At 72.8% G+C, this 15467-nt stretch carries 12 protein-coding genes and 1 pseudogene; 8 read left to right on the top strand and 5 right to left on the bottom strand.

Annotated features, from left to right (window positions below; all coding sequences use genetic code 11):
- Positions 1–134 precede the first annotated feature (134 nt).
- From ACIQE0_RS20110 to ACIQE0_RS20100, 3 genes are all read left to right on the top strand, one after another.
- Entirely contained in the window at positions 135–1307 is a 1173-nt protein-coding gene (locus ACIQE0_RS20110; RefSeq protein ID WP_402333878.1) for an FAD-dependent oxidoreductase, read from the top strand.
- A 304-nt stretch (positions 1308–1611) separates the two neighbouring features.
- Positions 1612–2475, top strand: a complete 864-nt coding sequence (locus tag ACIQE0_RS20105) for an oxaloacetate decarboxylase (protein WP_402333875.1) — start codon at positions 1612–1614, stop codon at positions 2473–2475.
- Between the two features lie 134 nt (positions 2476–2609).
- Positions 2610–3695: a bile acid:sodium symporter family protein gene (locus ACIQE0_RS20100; protein ID WP_402333872.1), complete on the top strand. Its 1086-nt coding sequence runs from the start codon at positions 2610–2612 to the stop codon at positions 3693–3695.
- A 49-nt stretch (positions 3696–3744) separates the two neighbouring features.
- Here ACIQE0_RS20100 and ACIQE0_RS20095 read toward each other — a convergent pair whose 3' ends face one another.
- Entirely contained in the window at positions 3745–4200 is a 456-nt protein-coding gene (locus tag ACIQE0_RS20095) for a hypothetical protein (RefSeq protein ID WP_402333869.1), read from the bottom strand.
- 50 nt (positions 4201–4250) lie between these two features.
- Here ACIQE0_RS20095 and ACIQE0_RS20090 point away from each other — a divergent pair, with 50 nt between their 5' ends.
- A complete protein-coding gene (locus ACIQE0_RS20090) occupies positions 4251–4640 on the top strand; it encodes a hypothetical protein (protein ID WP_366332226.1) in 390 nt (129 codons plus the stop codon).
- 25 nt (positions 4641–4665) lie between these two features.
- Here the strand turns inward: ACIQE0_RS20090 and ACIQE0_RS20085 are convergent, their stop codons facing one another.
- The 4 genes and pseudogenes from ACIQE0_RS20085 to ACIQE0_RS20070 form a co-directional block, all read right to left on the bottom strand.
- Positions 4666–5808, bottom strand: a complete 1143-nt coding sequence (locus tag ACIQE0_RS20085; protein WP_402333866.1) for a methyltransferase — start codon at positions 5806–5808, stop codon at positions 4666–4668.
- A gap of 274 nt (positions 5809–6082) precedes the next feature.
- On the bottom strand, positions 6083–6910 hold the full coding sequence (locus ACIQE0_RS20080; RefSeq protein ID WP_366332228.1) for a methyltransferase domain-containing protein: 828 nt from the start codon (positions 6908–6910) through the stop codon (positions 6083–6085).
- An 86-nt stretch (positions 6911–6996) separates the two neighbouring features.
- A complete protein-coding gene (locus ACIQE0_RS20075) occupies positions 6997–8286 on the bottom strand; it encodes a molybdopterin molybdotransferase MoeA (RefSeq protein ID WP_402333863.1) in 1290 nt (429 codons plus the stop codon).
- Positions 8283–8522, bottom strand: a pseudogene (locus tag ACIQE0_RS20070) (DUF6457 domain-containing protein); the annotation flags it as partial. The pseudogene ACIQE0_RS20070 and the gene ACIQE0_RS20075, both read right to left, overlap by 4 nt.
- 605 nt (positions 8523–9127) lie before the next feature.
- On the opposite strand from ACIQE0_RS20070, the gene ACIQE0_RS20065 reads away from it, so the two are divergent.
- From ACIQE0_RS20065 to ACIQE0_RS20050, 4 genes are all read left to right on the top strand, one after another.
- Positions 9128–11428 carry an FdhF/YdeP family oxidoreductase gene (locus ACIQE0_RS20065; RefSeq protein ID WP_402333861.1) on the top strand — a complete coding sequence of 767 codons (2301 nt, stop codon included), beginning with the start codon at positions 9128–9130 and terminating at the stop codon, positions 11426–11428.
- Between the two features lie 182 nt (positions 11429–11610).
- A complete protein-coding gene (gene fdhD, locus ACIQE0_RS20060; RefSeq protein ID WP_366332230.1) occupies positions 11611–12468 on the top strand; it encodes a formate dehydrogenase accessory sulfurtransferase FdhD in 858 nt (285 codons plus the stop codon).
- A gap of 15 nt (positions 12469–12483) precedes the next feature.
- Entirely contained in the window at positions 12484–13410 is a 927-nt protein-coding gene (locus ACIQE0_RS20055; RefSeq protein WP_366332231.1) for a LysR family transcriptional regulator, read from the top strand.
- A 310-nt stretch (positions 13411–13720) separates the two neighbouring features.
- The gene (locus ACIQE0_RS20050) at positions 13721–15436 is read left to right on the top strand and encodes an FUSC family protein (protein WP_402333857.1); all 1716 of its coding nucleotides are present in this window, start codon (positions 13721–13723) and stop codon (positions 15434–15436) included.
- Positions 15437–15467: the final 31 nt, after the last annotated feature.

Here is a 15467-nt window from a genome sequence, read left to right as displayed (position 1 = left end):
CACAGTCCGGCGGCCTTCGCGGCGCCGGACTGTGACGCGCGTGCGGCGCGTTCCGCGGCGGCCACTCCGGCCGGGCAGGGGTCATCATGGGTCCGGACGGCCAAGAGGACCCACGCAGGAGAGCGGAGTGGCACGTGACGCGGATAGTGGTCATCGGTGGGGGGATCGCCGGTACGGCGACGGCGCTGGCGCTGCACAAGGTGGGATTCGACGTCACCGTGCACGAGGCGCATCCCGACACCGCCGAGGACATCGGGGCGTTCCTGACTCTGGCGAGCAACGGGATGCGCGCCGTGGCCCAGCTCGGCGCCTCGGACGCGGTCACCGCGATCGGCTTTCCGCTGCGTTCGATGCGTCTTCTCGACGAGCGGGGCAACGAGGTGGCGCAGGCGCCGATGGGAGAGACCGAGGACGCGCTGCTGCAGTACCGGTGTCTGCGCCGCGGTGAGTTGAACGCCGCCCTGCAGGCCGAGGCCGTCCGCCGGGGCATCGCGCTCCGGCACGGAACGCGGCTGGTGTCCGTGGACAGCGGCCCGGATCAGGTGACCGCGCGGTTCGCCGACGGCAGCGTCGCGACCGGTGATCTGCTCATCGGCGCGGACGGCCTCAACTCGGCCGTCCGACGGTCGGTGGCCCCCGACACCCGGCCCGTCTACGCGGGGCAGTGCGTCTTCTACGGCTACACGCGCAGCGCTCCGGTGACGGAGGGCACCGGCCACCTCACCATGATCCGGAACGGCAGCGGGACCTTCGGCTACGCGGTCTCGCCGGACCGTGAGACGTACTGGTTCGCCCGCGTCGCCGGACCGGCCGTCCCCGCAGAGGAGTTGGCGCGCCCCGCCCCGTCCCGTTGGCGTGCGCAGCTCCTGGAGCTGCTGGGCAAGGACGACACCCCCGCCGCGGAGATCGTCGCGGCCACCTCCGACGCCGTCATGGCCACCAACGCCACCGAGCTTCCGCCGGGCGCCCGTTGGCGTTCCGGGCGGACGCTGCTCATCGGTGATGCCGCGCACGCGGCGTCCCCGGCGACGGGTCAAGGAGCCTCGATGGCGCTGGAGGACGCCGTCATCCTCGCCAAGTCCCTGCGGGACGTGTCCGATCCGGACGGCGCGTTCTCCCTCTACGAGGCGTGCCGTCGCCCGCGCGTGGAGTACAACACCGCCGTCAGCGGGCAGATCTCCCGCGGTGCCCGCAATCCGGCGCGCACCGGGCAGGCTCCGTCCTCCCAACGCCCCGGCGACGACACGCTGGTTGCCCAGTTGGCATGGGACACCGACATGCGCGCGGTCTCCGGTGGCGCGAACTGACCCCGTCCGAACGCGGTCGGTGCCGGTTCGTCCGCCACATTCGGAACGGCTCAAAAGCGATGCCACCAGCGGTCATTACCAATCCATGGTTGTCACATGACCATTCCTTTTCCTAATCTGCTGGTGCGGAGCTCGGCAGCCGCGCTCCGCACGAGCCGGCCCAGACAGCACAAGACCGGGGGCACGCCACTCAGGCATGCCCCCGGTCGGTTCGGCCCGTGACGCATCGCACCGACCACCAGCTCTGGCAGGCAACGGGTCGGCCGCGACGCGCAGTCCACGCGACCACGCATCGGAGGGTACCGTGAACCACCCCAACCGGTTAAGAGCCGCGATACAGGCGGACGGAACCACCCCGCTGATCGGCGTCTTCGACATGTTCTCCGCGTCCCTGGCGGCGCGTCACTACGACGGGATGTTCATCTCCGGCTTCGGCTTCGCCGCCTCCCACTACGGCCTGCCGGACATCGGTTTCATCGCCTGGCCCGACATCGTCTCCTTCGTACAGCGGCTCCGACTGGCCTTCCCCCAGCAGCACTTGCTGGTGGACATCGACGACGGCTACGTCGATCCGGAGACCGCATGCCACGTCGTCCAGCAGTTGGAGGCCGCCGGCGCCTCCGGGGTGATCCTGGAGGACCAGCAGCGTCCCCGGCGCTGCGGCCACGTCGACGGCAAACAGGTCCTGCCGCTGGAGGAGTACCTGGCAAAACTCGACCTGGTCCTCCGGTCCCGCCGGGACCTGGTCGTCGTCGCCCGCACCGACGCCACCGAAGAGGAGGAGATCCTGCGCCGGGCCAAGGCACTGGCCGCGACCGACGCCGATGTGATCCTGGTGGACGGCGTCCGCAGCGTCGACTGGATCCACAAGGTGCGCCGCGTCATCGACGACAAGCCGCTGCTGTTCAACCAGATCGCCGGCGGCAAGTCACCCCGGCTGTCCCTGACCGAACTGCACCGGCTCGGCGTGGACGTCGCGATCTACAGCACCCCCTGCCTCTTCGCCGCCCAGTCCGCCATCGACCAGGCGCTGGGCGCGCTGAAGGAGGCTGACGGGCGCCTGCCGGAGCACCGTTCCGGCGCGATCGGCGTCACCGAGTGCCTGGCTCTGCTGGAGCAGAACATCAGCCGCCACCACGACCGCGTCCCGGCCGACGCCGCACACTGACACCCGGCCGCAGCACCCGCGCAGGGGCCGCGCCGCCCTCCCCGACCGGAGACCGTCACACGGCGCGGTCCCTGCCCCGGCCGCTGCGCCCACCGTCCTCGCACCGCTCCCCTCCCGCTCCGACGGAGGAATCCGTGCCGCACCCCTCTCCCGGCGCCGCCCGCCGGGTCCTGCGCCGCGTCGACTGGTACATCGTCGCCCTCTTCTGCGTCATCGGACTGGCCGCGCTCGTCCCGGCCCGCGGCGCCGCGGCCGACGGCGTCTCGCTCACCGCCCGCGTGGCGGTCGGGCTGCTCTTCTTCCTCTACGGCGCCCGCCTCTCCCCCCAGGCCGCCCTCGACGGCGTACGGCACTGGCGGCTGCACCTCCCCGTCCTGGCCCTCACCTTCCTCGCCTTCCCGGCCGCCGGCCTGGCGGCGGGGCTGCTGCCGCACGGCGTGCTCAGTCCCGAACTGGCCGCCGGTGTCCTCTTCTTGACCGTGCTCCCCTCCACCGTCCAGTCCTCCATCGCCTTCACCTCCATGGCCCGCGGCAATGTGGCCGCCGCCATCTGCTCGGCGTCCTTCTCCACCGTCCTCGGCGTCGTCCTGACCCCACTGCTGGCCGTCACCCTGCTGCGGCAGACCGGAGCCGGCGCCGCCGACGCCCCCCTCACCCCGTCCCAGCTCACCGACATCGCGATCCAGCTTCTGCTGCCCTTCCTGGCCGGCCAGGCAGTGCGCCGCTGGATCGCCGACTGGCTGGGCCGGCACCGGGCCCTGACCACCCTCTGCGACCGCGGCTCGATCCTGCTCGTGGTCTACTCCGCGTTCAGCCGGGGTGTGACCGCCGGCATCTGGCACCGCGTCCCGCCCGCCCGGCTGCTGCTCCTGGCGGCGGTCTGCGCGCTGCTGCTCGCCTTCGCGCTGTCCGCCGCGCACGGCACCGCCCGCCTCATCGGCCTGCCCCGCGCCGACCGGGTCACGGCCGTCTTCTGCGGCTCCAACAAGAGCCTGGCCAGCGGACTTCCGATGGCCACCGTGCTGTTCCCGCCCGACCGGATCGGCATCACGGTGCTGCCGCTGATGCTTTACCACACCCTCCAACTCGTGGTCTGCGCCTACCTGGCCCGCCGCTGGCCCGCACCACCGACGCCTCTGGCCACCCCTGCCTCACCACCACCCCTGCGTCTCGTTCGCGTACAGGAACCGGAGCAGGTCGACGAGAAGAACGCGCGATGAGGGGGCGATGAGAGGCGATGGGCGGGCGCAGCGCACGTCCGCGGGCCGGTCAAGCCGGCCGATCCGCCGTGCCGGCGGGGGCCGTTCCTCTTCCGGTTCCCCTCGCCGCCCCCTCCCCCTGCTGCCGCTGGAGTTTCTCCACGACGCGGTCGCGGAGAAGCTCGTACTCCTCCCGGAGCCTGCGCAGCACGGGCGGGCGAGGTATGACGATCCCCTCGGTGACGATCTCCTCAGGCCCGAACTGCTCGCGCGTGAGGTCGATTTCGACGCCCGCGCCCAGGCGGTTCCACCAGTGGTAGTCCACCCGCTCACCGTCGACATGGACCTCGCCCCGGAGGAGCTCGCCCCCCAGCAGGTCGTTGAGCACCATGGCGGTCACCCCGCACTGGTCGCGGGCCGGGTTGTCCGCGCTCCACTGGGAGCGGAACTCGGGGGTGCACGTCTCGGCACTCCAACTGCTGCGAACGGCTCGTTCGACGTCGGTGAGCAAAAGCGGCTTCGTCATACCGACCATCCTGCCGGCGACCACTGACAACGCCCCGCAGACGACCGGCGATGCCCCGCGGTCGCGGTGCGGCGCGCGATGCGGAGATCCGCCTCTGGACCGCCCGCTGTCACGAACTGGCACAGATCGCACTCGCCCGCCGGGACGACTGGGTGCCGACGCACGGCGAGCCGCACCATGCCAACCAGGTCATCGGTCTCTTCGGCCTGCGGCTGGTCGACTGGGAATCACTGGCGCTCGCACCGCGCGAACGCGACTACGCCGACCTGCTCGCTGCGGGCGCTACGGTGCGCCACGATCCGGCGTTGGTGGAGTTGTTCGCCCTCGACTGGCGGCTGTCGGAGATCGCGGAGTATGGCAGGTGGTTCGCCGCGCCCCACACCGACAGCGACGACGACCGCACGGCGCTCGGCGGGCTGTACGAGGAGTTGAACGGGTAGCAGCCGGTCCGGGGCCGCGGCCCGGTCAGGCGGGCACCGCCTCCACCATGGACAGCACCGTGGGCGTGGGCAGCACGCGGGACAGCCGGAGGCCCGCGGCCTCGAAGAGCGCGGCGAAGTCCGCCTCGGTGCGCTCCCGGCCGGGGAGCACCCCCATCAGCATCAGGTCCACCACCTTGGCCTGGTGCGGTGCGTTGCCCGGGGGCACCACCGCGTCCAGGACCAGGATCCGGCCGCCGGGGCGCAGCGCGCGGCGGCAGTGGCCGAGGATGACCGCGCTGCGCTCGTCGTCCCAGTCGTGCAGGATCCGCTTGATCAGGAGGACGTCGCCGGAGGGTACGGAGGCGAAGAAGTCGCCGTTCGCCAGCGTCCACCGGCCGGCGATCGCCGCATCGCCGTTCAGGCGGTGTCCGGCCAGGACGTGCGGTTGGTCGAAGAGGACGCCGTCCAGGCCCGGGTGGTGGCGCAGCACCTCGGTGAGCAGGCCGCCGTGGCCGCCGCCGACGTCGACGACGGTGCCGGTCGCCGGGAAGTCGTAGGCGGTGGCGAGCGGGGCGTTCTCCGGGTCGGACGTCGCGGCCATGCCGACGTGGAAGACGGCGGCGGTGCGCTCGTCCTGAGCGAAGTGGTCGAAGAAGGGCATGCCGAAGATGTCGTCGAAGGCGGGGGTGCCTTCGGTGAGGCAGTGGCTCATCGCGTGGGCGGGCAGCCACATCGTGCGGTCGGTGAGCATCAGGACGGCGGTGCGGACGGAGTGCGGGGCGTCGCTGCGGAGTGCCTGCCCGGACTCGGTCAGTGCGAACCTGCCCTGCTCGTCCTCCGCCACCACGCCCCGGGTGGCGAGCAGGCGCAGCAGCCGGTGGAGGTTGCGGGCGTCGGTGCCGGTCGCGGTGGCGAGGTCGGCGGGAGCGCGGGGGCCGTCGACGAGGTGGTCGGCGATTCCCAAGTCGGCGGCCGCGCGGAGGGCTGCGGGGTAGAGGAAGCCGAGTGCCTCGTCGACGAGGAAGCCGGCGGAGCGCCGGAGGCGGGTGTCTGCGTCGTCCGAGGCGGCGCCGCCTTCGGTATCGGGGGCGGTCGGGCTCGCGGTGGCCTGGCGGGCCTCCTCGTCCGACGCCGGCGCTCGGCCGTCCGCACCGCTGCCGTTGATGTTGCCCGCGTCCTGCCGCACGCCGTCCTCCTCCTCGATCCGCCCGGCACGGGCGGGATCTGCGACGAAACCTGGTCCCGCTTCACCGGGCGGCGCCGCGCGGGTCGCCGCCCGCCCGTGAGGATGCCCCGCCGCGGCTCTCCGATGCATCACCCTCACCCGCAGGGACGGTAGATGACGATGCGTTCGGGCCAAATCGGCCCGAACGGCGGCCGGTGTTGATGCCGGTGGGCACACGGCCGGGCGGCGTGGGCGGGGCGGATATCGTGCGTCGTGCGGTGCTTCTTCGCCCGGGTCAGGAAGGCGGCTGCTCCGGTGTCCGGCGGGTCGGCGTCTCCTCGCGGCGTACGGCGATCAGGTGCAGCAGGGCCGCCACCTGCCGGTAGGGGTCGGTGCGGCCGGCGCGTTCCTCGGCGCGGAGAATGGCCTGGAGCGTCTCCTCGTCCGGCAGCTCCGTGCTCGACGCCACGGTGTCGGTGAAGACCCGGACCCCGTACCACTCGCGCACGTCCATCTCCCGCCGGGCCAGCGCCGCGGTGAGGTCCGCGCGGCGGTCGGCGCGGGCGTGCACACCGATCCGGTTGCGGTAGGAGTCCTCCCCGAACGCCTTCTCGGCCTCGTCCCAGTCGCCCAGCAGGCCGGGGCGCATCGCCAGGGCGTCGCCGTTGCGCACGAGCACGGAGGCGATCCCGCCCGGCGCGAGGAGGTGTCCGATGGCGTCCAGCAGCGGCCCGGGGTCGGGGAAGTACATCAACACGCCCTGGCACAGCACCACATCGAAACTCGACGCCGCGAACAGGTCAGTCAGTTGCCCGGCGTCGCCCTGGACCAGCCGTACGCGGTCGCCGACCTCCGCCGGTTCCGCGGCCATCGCGGCGCGGAAGTCGTCAAGGAGCCGGGTCGAGGCGTCCACTCCGGTGACCTGGTGTCCGCGTCGGGCCAGGCGCAGCGCCTGGGTGCCCTGGCCGCAACCGACGTCGAGCACGCGTCGGGGCGGCAGATCCGGCAGATGGGCCGCCAGCTGTCGCGACACCAAGTCCTGGCGGACGACTTCCCGCAACGTCCCCAGGCGAGCCCGCCATTGCTCCTCCCCCGCCGAGAATCCGGTGTCCACGCTGTCCACATCGTCTCCTTGCCGCTCGATCGACGTCGCGGAGCTTAGACGAACGACGGCCGGGGTGGGGGTGGGTTGGCGTGTGCTTCGGGCGTTCAGGGGGCGGGCGGTACGGGCAGGAGCTCCGCGCCGGCGCCCGCGGCGAGTCCGCCGGGCGGGATCACCGCGAGGGCGTCCGCGGTGGCCAGTCCGCGCAGCATCGCGGGGCCGTCGTAGGCGACCGGCACCGCGCCGTCCTCGGTGAGTCGGACCGGCAGCAGGCGGGTGTCCCGCGGGTGTCCGGGCAGGGCCGAGGCGAGGGTGGCGCGGCGTGTCGTCCCGTCGCGGTGTCCGCCCAGGCGTCGCAGCAGCGGTGCGACCAGGGTGACGGTGCCGGCCACGGCGGCCAGCGGGTTGCCGGGCAGGCCCGCGAGGAGTGTGGGCGGGGTGTTGGCGGTGGCGGGCAGTTCGGCGAGGAGCATGGGGTGGCCGGGCCGGACGGCGACCGAGTCGACGTGGAGGCGGGCGCCCGACTCGGCGAGCGCCCGGTGCAGGAAGTCCGCCGGTCCGGCGGCGGTGCTGCCCGTGGTGACCACGAGGTCGGCGGGCGAGCGGCGCACCGCGTCCCGGAGCGGCCCGAGGGCGTCGGGCACCCGGTGGACGGCGGTCACTTCGGCGCCGTTGTGGCGGAGCCAGGGCGGCAGCAGCGGGCCCAGTGCGTCGCGGACGTGCCCCGCGCGTGGCAGGCCGTGGTCCAGCAACTCGTCGCCCAGGAGCAGCAGTTCGACGGTCGGGCGGCGGTGTACGGCCAGGCGGTCGTGGCCGGCCGCTGCCGCCAGGCCCAGTACGGCCGGTGTGACGGTGGTGCCGGCCGGCAGGAGGGGTGCCCCGGAGCGGCATTCCTGACCGCGGGGCCGGATGTCGCGGCCCGGGGCCGGCGGGCCCGGCGCGCGGTGGTGCAGGGTGCCGTCCGGGGGCCGTATCTCCCCGTGCTCGCGGCGCAGTACGGCGGTTGCGCCGGGTGGCAGCGGGGCGCCGGTGGCGAGGGAGACGGCGGTGCCCGGGGCCAGTGGCCCGGGCTGCGCGCCGGCCAGGACACGGCCGCCGTGCAGCCGCCACGGCCCCGGTCCGGCCACGGCCCAGCCGTCCATCGCGGCGGTGTCGAACGGCGGCAGGTCGGTGTGGGCCGTCAGCGGTTCGGCCAGGGCGTGGCCGAGGGCCTCGGGGAGTTCGCGGTGGACGGGCGGCAAGGGCATTGCGGCGCTCTCGCGTGCGACCGCTCGTGCCTGCTCCCAGGCCATGGCCGGGGTCGGGCCCGTGCTCGGAGCCGGGGTGCCAGGGGACGGTGTGCCGGGGGTCGGGCTTCCGGGCGTCGGGGTGTCGACGCGGCATGCCGTGCTGTTCATGCGGCCTCCGTTCGGTCCGGCCGCTCGCTCGCCCAGCGTTCGGCCGGCGCTGCCGCGCGGCGGCCGGCCTCGGTGACCGCCGCCGGGCCGCCACCGGCCCGCGCGGCGCCGTAGCCGACGAGGGACGAGGTCAACGGGGCCGCGGGGCACGCCACTTCGTGCGCGACGGTCTTGGTCATGTCGAGCGGCTCTGCGATGTCGACCTCCAGGTCGATGCCGAGTTCGGCCGGCGGCGCCGGTCGGTCGGGGACTGTGGCACCGGCTCGCCTTTTCGTCTGCCCGGGGGTGGTGTCCACGTGGTTATCGCGTATCGAATTCCCTTCGGCCGTCATCATCGAAGCAATAGACGGCGGATGTCAAAAAGGAATTGCGGATCGCCGGACAAGGGGGATCTATCGCGTCGCCGGGCGACCTCTTCCGCCTCTCCCGCCCCGTTCGGCCTCCGCGGCCACGGCCGCTCACCCGCGTCACTGCCCTCTCCAATTCCCCGCCGCACCACCTCCGTTGCCCGCCTCCCGACGCCTCAGACCGACGCGATAAGCGGCGATATCCCCACAGAACGCATGCCCCGGAAGGGTTGATAGGCGCGCTTTATCAGTTCACAAGAAACACCTCTTTGACTTCTTCCGTGAGCGAATGGAGACTCGTCTTCGGTCGACCGGAAAACGTCTCGGAGCGAAATTCAGGCGCACCCTCCACATGCACGACCCGCGGGCGACGACCTGCGGGAGAATCCGAACCTCAGCCGCACTTCGGCGATATCGACCGACCCGGCACGGCGTACCCGCACAGCGACATGCGGACGCGTGCCTCACAGCAGCAGAAGGGGACGGAGCACACCATGAGCACCATCGAGGGCCCGATCGAGGACCCGGTCGACGACCTGTCGGTGACTCCGCCCAAGACGTGGGCGACCGGTGTGCCCGCGGTCGCCCATGCGCTGGAGTACTCGCTGTCCCAGACCTCGGTGCGGCGCACCGCGCTGACGCTGCTGAACATCAACCAGACCAAGGGCTTCGACTGTCCGGGCTGTGCCTGGCCGGAGCCGGCACCGGGGAAGCGTCATCGCAACGAGTACTGCGAGAACGGCGCCAAGCACATCAACGACGAGGCGACCTCGCGGCGGGTCACCACCGACTTCTTCCGTGCGCACTCGATCGCCGAGCTGGGCCGTGCGTCGGACTACTGGCTCAACCAGCAGGGCCGCCTGACCGAACCCATGGTCAAGCGGCCGGGTGCGAGCCACTACGAGCCGATCGGCTGGGACGAGGCGCTCGGCCTGATCGCCGACGAACTGCGCCGGCTCGACTCCCCCGACGAGGCGTTGTTCTACACCTCGGGGCGGCTCAACAACGAAGCCGCCTTCCTGCTGCAGTTGTTCGCCCGTGCCTACGGCACCAACAATCTGCCCGACTGCTCCAACATGTGTCACGAGTCCAGTGGGGTCGCGCTCCAGGAGACGTTGGGCATCGGCAAGGGCAGTGTCTCGCTGGACGACATCCACACCGCCGACCTGATCTTCGTCGTGGGGCAGAACCCCGGTACCAACCACCCGCGGATGCTCACCGCGTTGGAGGAGACCAAGCGCAACGGCGGGCGGGTGATCGCGGTCAACACGCTGCCCGAGGCCGGTCTGATCCGTTTCAAGCACCCGCAGAAGGCGCGCGGTGTGGTCGGTCGGGGCACGCCGATCGCCGACCAGTTCCTGCACATCCGTGCCGGTGGAGACCTGGCTCTGTTCCAGGCACTGAACCGCTTGCTGCTGGAGGCGGAGGACGCGGCCCCGGGCACCGTTGTGGACCATGCCTTCGTCGACGCCCACACCACCGGTTTCGCGGACTTCGCCGCACGGGCGCGGGAGGTCTGCTGGGACGATGTCCGCGCCGCCACCGGGCTGTCCCGCGAGGAGATCGAGGAGGTCCGCGACCGGGTCCTGGCCAGCGAGAAGGTCATCGTGTGCTGGGCGATGGGCCTGACCCAGCACAAGCACGGCGTGCCCACCATCCGTGAGATCGTCAACTTCCTGCTGCTGCGCGGCAACGTCGGCCGGCCCGGCGCGGGGGTGTGCCCGGTCCGCGGCCACAGCAACGTCCAGGGCGACCGCACCATGGGCGTGTGGGAGCAGATGCCGGAGGAGTTCCTGGACGCCCTGGGGCGGGAGTTCGACTTCACCCCGCCCGCGCGCCACGGGCTGGATTCGGTGAACGCCATCCGGGCCATGCGCGACGGCGACGCCTCGGTCTTCCTCGGCGTCGCCGGCAACTTCGTGCGGGCCACCCCGGACAGCGACGTGACAGAGGAGGCGATGCGGCGGTGCCGGCTCACCGCGCATATCTCCACCAAGCTCAACCGCTCGCACGCCGTGTGCGGTGAGACCGCGCTGATCCTGCCCACGCTGGGCCGCAGCGACCGGGACGTCCAGGCCGGCGGCGAGCAGTTCTACACGGTCGAGGACTCCATGAGCGAGGTGCACGCCTCCCGTGGCAAGCTGCCGCCCGCCTCCCCGCACCTGCTCAGCGAGGTCGCCATCATCGCGCGGTTGGCGCGCCGGACCCTGGGGTCGGATCCGGCCATCCCCTGGGAGGAGTTCGAGGCCGACTACGGCACCGTCCGCGACCGGATCGCCCGTGTCGTCCCGGGCTTCGAGGACTTCAACGCCCGGGTGGCCCGGCCCGGTGGGTTCCGCCTGCCCAACCCCGTCAACCAGGGGGTCTTCCGCACCCAGAGCGGGAAGGCGGTCTTCTCCCGCAACGCGTTCACGATGCCGGACATCCCCGAGGGGCATCTGCTGCTCCAGACACTGCGCTCCCACGACCAGTGGAACACCGTCCCGTACGCGATGAACGACCGCTACCGCGGCATCCACAACGCCCGCCGGGTCGTGCTCGTCAACCCCGACGACCTGGAGGCGCTGGGGCTCGCCGACCGTGCGGTGGTGGACCTGGTGAGCGTGTGGCGCGACGGGGTGGAGCGCCGCGCGGAGCGGTTCGTGGCGGTCGCCTATCCCGCCACGCGCGGCTCGGCTGCCGCATACTACCCGGAGACCAACGTCCTGGTCCCCCTGGACAGCGTGGCCGACTTCAGCAACACGCCCACCTCGAAGAGCGTACTGGTCCGCCTGGAACCCGCCCGGGCCGCCTGAGCTTCCGGCACCGGTTCCGGCCCCGCCCACCGGCGTGGTCGCGGCCCGGCCTCCGTAAGCTTGCGGTGTCCCAGGCATGAGCAACGTCCCGCCGCCGGCATGTCCCTCTCCCCGGACGGTCCGCGGCACCGGACGGGGAGCCGCGCGGCAGCGCACCGAACGAGTAGGAGAAGGAGCCGACCATGGGTCGAGTGACCGTACGGCGGCGCGTGCTGCGCATCCGGGAGGGCGCGTCCGCGCCGCGCCCGGACACCCTCGCCGCCGAGGAGCCGATGGAGATCCGGGTCGGTGGGCGGCCGCTGACCGTGACCATGCGCACTCCCGGCGACGACTTCGACCTGGCGGCCGGATTCCTGGTGAGCGAGGGCGTGCTGCACGGCGCCGACGACGTGGCCGGTATCCGGTACTGCGCCGGCGCGACCGGTGGGGGCGCCTCCCGGTCGAGCGAAGCCGAGACTGGGGGAGGCGGCAACAGCTACAACGTGGTGGACGTCGTCCTCTCCCCCGGTGTCGCCGCGCCCGACGCCTCGTTGGAGCGCAACTTCTACACCACCTCCTCGTGCGGGCTGTGCGGCAAGGCCAGTCTGGACGCGGTGCGCACCACGGCCGCCTGGACCGTCGACGAGGATCCCCTGCGCGTCTCGCCGGAGGTGCTGGCGGTCCTTCCCGACCGGCTGCGCGCGGCCCAGCGGGTGTTCGAGCGGACCGGGGGTCTGCATGCCGCCGGGCTGTTCGACGCCGACGGCACGTTGCTGTGCCTGCGCGAGGACGTGGGTCGGCACAACGCGGTGGACAAGGTCGTCGGCCACGCCCTGCGGGCGGGCCTGCTCCCGCTGCGCGAGACCGTGTTGATGGTGAGCGGGCGGGCCTCCTTCGAACTGGTCCAGAAGGCCGTGATGGCGGGGATTCCCCTGCTGGCCGCCGTCTCGGCGCCCTCCTCGCTCGCCGCCGACCTCGCCGAGGAGAGCGGCCTGACTCTCGTCGGTTTCCTCCGCGGCCACTCGATGAACGTCTACACGGGCGCCGAACGGCTCCGGTGACCCGGGGAGAACGCGATGTTGTTCCGTCAACTTGAGTACCTGGTGGCACTGGCCCGGGAGCGGCACTTCGCCCGGGCCGCCCAGTCCTGCTACGTCTCCCAGCCGGCCCTGTCCGAGGCGCTGCGCAAGCTGGAGGAGGAGTTGGACGTGCTGCTGGTCCGGCGGGGGCGGACCTATGAGGGCCTCACCCCCGAGGGCGAGCGCATCGTGGTGTGGGCGCAGCGCATCCTGGCCGACCGCGACGCCCTCAAGGACGAGGTCGACGCCCTGCGCACGGGCTTGAGCGGGCGCATCCGGATCGGCTCGGTCCCGACCGCCTCGGGTGCCGTCTCCCTGCTCACCGCGCCGTTCTGCACGGCGCATCCGCTGGCCACCGTCGAGGTGCGGGCGGATCTGCGCGCGGAGGAGATCCTGCGGCAGTTGCAGAACTTCGAGATCGACGCCGGGATCACGTATGTGACCGGGGAGATGTCCGAGCAGTTCCAGACGGTCGCGCTCTACGAGGAGCGGTATGTGCTGCTGACCGGTGTGGCCGACGACCTCGCCCGCCGTCCGACCGCGACCTGGACCGAGGCGTCACGGCTGCCCCTGTGCCTGCTGACCACGCGGATGCAGGGGCGGCGGGTGCTGGACGAGGTGTTCGCCGGTGGCGGTCTGCAACCGGTGCCCCGGGTCGAGACCGATTCGGTGGCCTCGCTGTTCGCGCACGTCAGGACCGGTCAGTGGGCCAGTATCGTGCCGCATGCCTGGTTGCACGTCTTCGGTGTGCCGCACGGGATGCGGGCGGTGCCGTTGGTGGAGCCGGTCCACACGACTCCCATCGGGCTGGTGATCACCGCGCGGGAGCCGGGCTCGGTGATGGCCCGCGCGCTGCTGGAGACCGCGCGGCGCACCGACCTCGCCGCGGCCCTGGAGACCCTGCCCGGACGCCCGCCCCTGTGAACGTCCCTTCTGAACGCCCTTTCTGCACGCCCCCCTGAGAACGCCCCCTGATCAGCAACGCCTCGTGCAGGCCCCGACCTCGTATTCCGCCGCGTCGTCCGCGACGCGCAACGGCTCCGCCGCCCCGGTGGCGTTCGCGGACAGGCAGGCCTCCGGCCTCGCGTATCCCGTTCCTGACGGATGCCCACATGGTTGGGTGAGCACGGAATGTCCCGGTGAGCCACCGTGTGATCGGCCCCCTGCGTGGTCGGCCCGAGAAGAAACAGATGAGTACCTCCATGACGTCCGTTCCCTCCCTCCCCTTGCTGCCGTGACCGGGAGTCGCCGGTGCTCGCCGGCCCGCGCGGCCCGAGCGCTGTCCCCGCGCGGCGCGCTCACCCTCCACCGGGTGGACGGCGCCCTGTCGTTCGCGCTGCGCGCCGCGCTCGCCATGGCGCTGCCGGCCGTGCCGCTGGCGCTGGCCGGGCAGCCCGGGCAGGCCGGCTACGCGATGCTGGGCTCCTTCACCACGACGTTCGGCCGCAATCTGCCCTATGCGCACCGGGCGCGCAGCCTGGCGCTGGTCGCGGTGGCCATGACGGCGTGTGTGGGCGGGGGTTCGGCCCTCGCCATGTGGGCGCAGCCGCGGCAGAGCACGGCCGGTGCGGCGTTGACGGTCGCGGCCATGGCGGTGGTGGCCGGGGTGGCGAAGCTGGCCTGTGACGCGGCGCGGCTGAGCGGATTGGGCGCGATCCTGCTGCTGTTCTCGTTCGCGGTGGCGGCCAACGGCGCGCCCGCGCCGGCCGATGTGCTTCCCCAGACCGCCCTGGCGGCGGTGGGCGCGGCGGTGGCGTGGCTGCTGGCCGTGTCGGGCTGGCTGGTGCACCCGGACCGGCCGCAGCGGCTCGCGGTGGCGGCGGCGCTGCGTGCCCTCGCGGAGTTGTGGGAGGCCCCGGGCGACGGGGGTGCCGAGTGGCGGCTGCGGCATCGGGCGACCGCCGCCACATTGCGGGCGTACCGGTGCCTGGGGCTCGCGCCCCCGACGGCCGCCGGGCGGCACGGCCGGGACGAGGTGTGCGTGCGCCTCGCCGATCTGTCCTGGTCGCTGCTGATCAGCTCCGCCCCCCGGCCGCCGGAGGTGCCCGCTGACCTGACGCACCATCTGCGCCGCCAGGTCCGTCTGCTCGTGATGCGGCGGCACCGGGTCCCGCCGCTGCTGCCGGAGTTGTCCCTGCCGTCCCTCGTCACGCCGACCGGGGAAGCCGCCGCCTCCCCGTACGTCGCCGAACTGCGCGCCGCCGCACTGGTGGTGGGGCGGCGCCCCCGGGGTCCCGGTCACCGGGCGGCGCTGCTGGTGCCCGCCGTGCGGATCGTCCTGGGCACCGGGCTCGCGGGTGGGCTGGGCCTGCTGCTGGGTCTGGGCCACGGCTACTGGGCGGCGATCACCGCGGCCGCGGTGCTGCACTCGATCAATGTGCGGACGGCGGTGCAGCGGGCCGTGCAGCGCACCCTGGGAACCGGCGCCGGGCTCGTGCTCGCCCTCGGGGTGCTGGCCGCGCGGCCGGACCCGGTCGTGCTCGTGGTCGTGATCGTGCTCCTGGAGTTCCTGTTGGAGTACGTGGTGGCGCGCAATTACGGGCTGGGCGTCGTCTTCCTCACCCCGCTGGCGCTGCTGATGGCCGATCTCGCCGCTCCGATGCCCGCCGGGACGCTCGTCCAGGACCGGGCGCTGGCCAGTCTGCTGGGGATCGCCGTCGGGCTGGTCTGCGGTCTCCTGGTGGTGCACGGCCGGGCCGCGGTACGGGCGCAGCACGCCCTGGTGGCGTGTACGGAGGCCGCGGAGCGGGCGGAGCGGGCGCTGGCCGCGCGGGCGGAGCCGTCCCTCCCGGTGGTCCAGGCGCAACTGGCCGCGGCGGTGGTGGAGTTGCGGGTGGCCGACGACGCCGCGGCGGGCGAGCTGTGGCAGGCGGAGGTCGACCCCACCGAGCTCGCCGCCGCGGAGCGGCGCGCCTACGTGCTGCTGGAGCGGCTCGCCCGCCGGGGGTGATCCCTGCCGCGGGTCCGTGCGCCGAGCGGGC

This window comes from Streptomyces sp. NPDC093097, assembly GCF_044754325.1.
GTDB lineage: Bacteria > Actinomycetota > Actinomycetes > Streptomycetales > Streptomycetaceae > Streptomyces.
The sequence above is the reverse complement of the archived record's forward strand: the minus strand, read 5'-3'. Positions and strand labels throughout refer to the sequence as shown.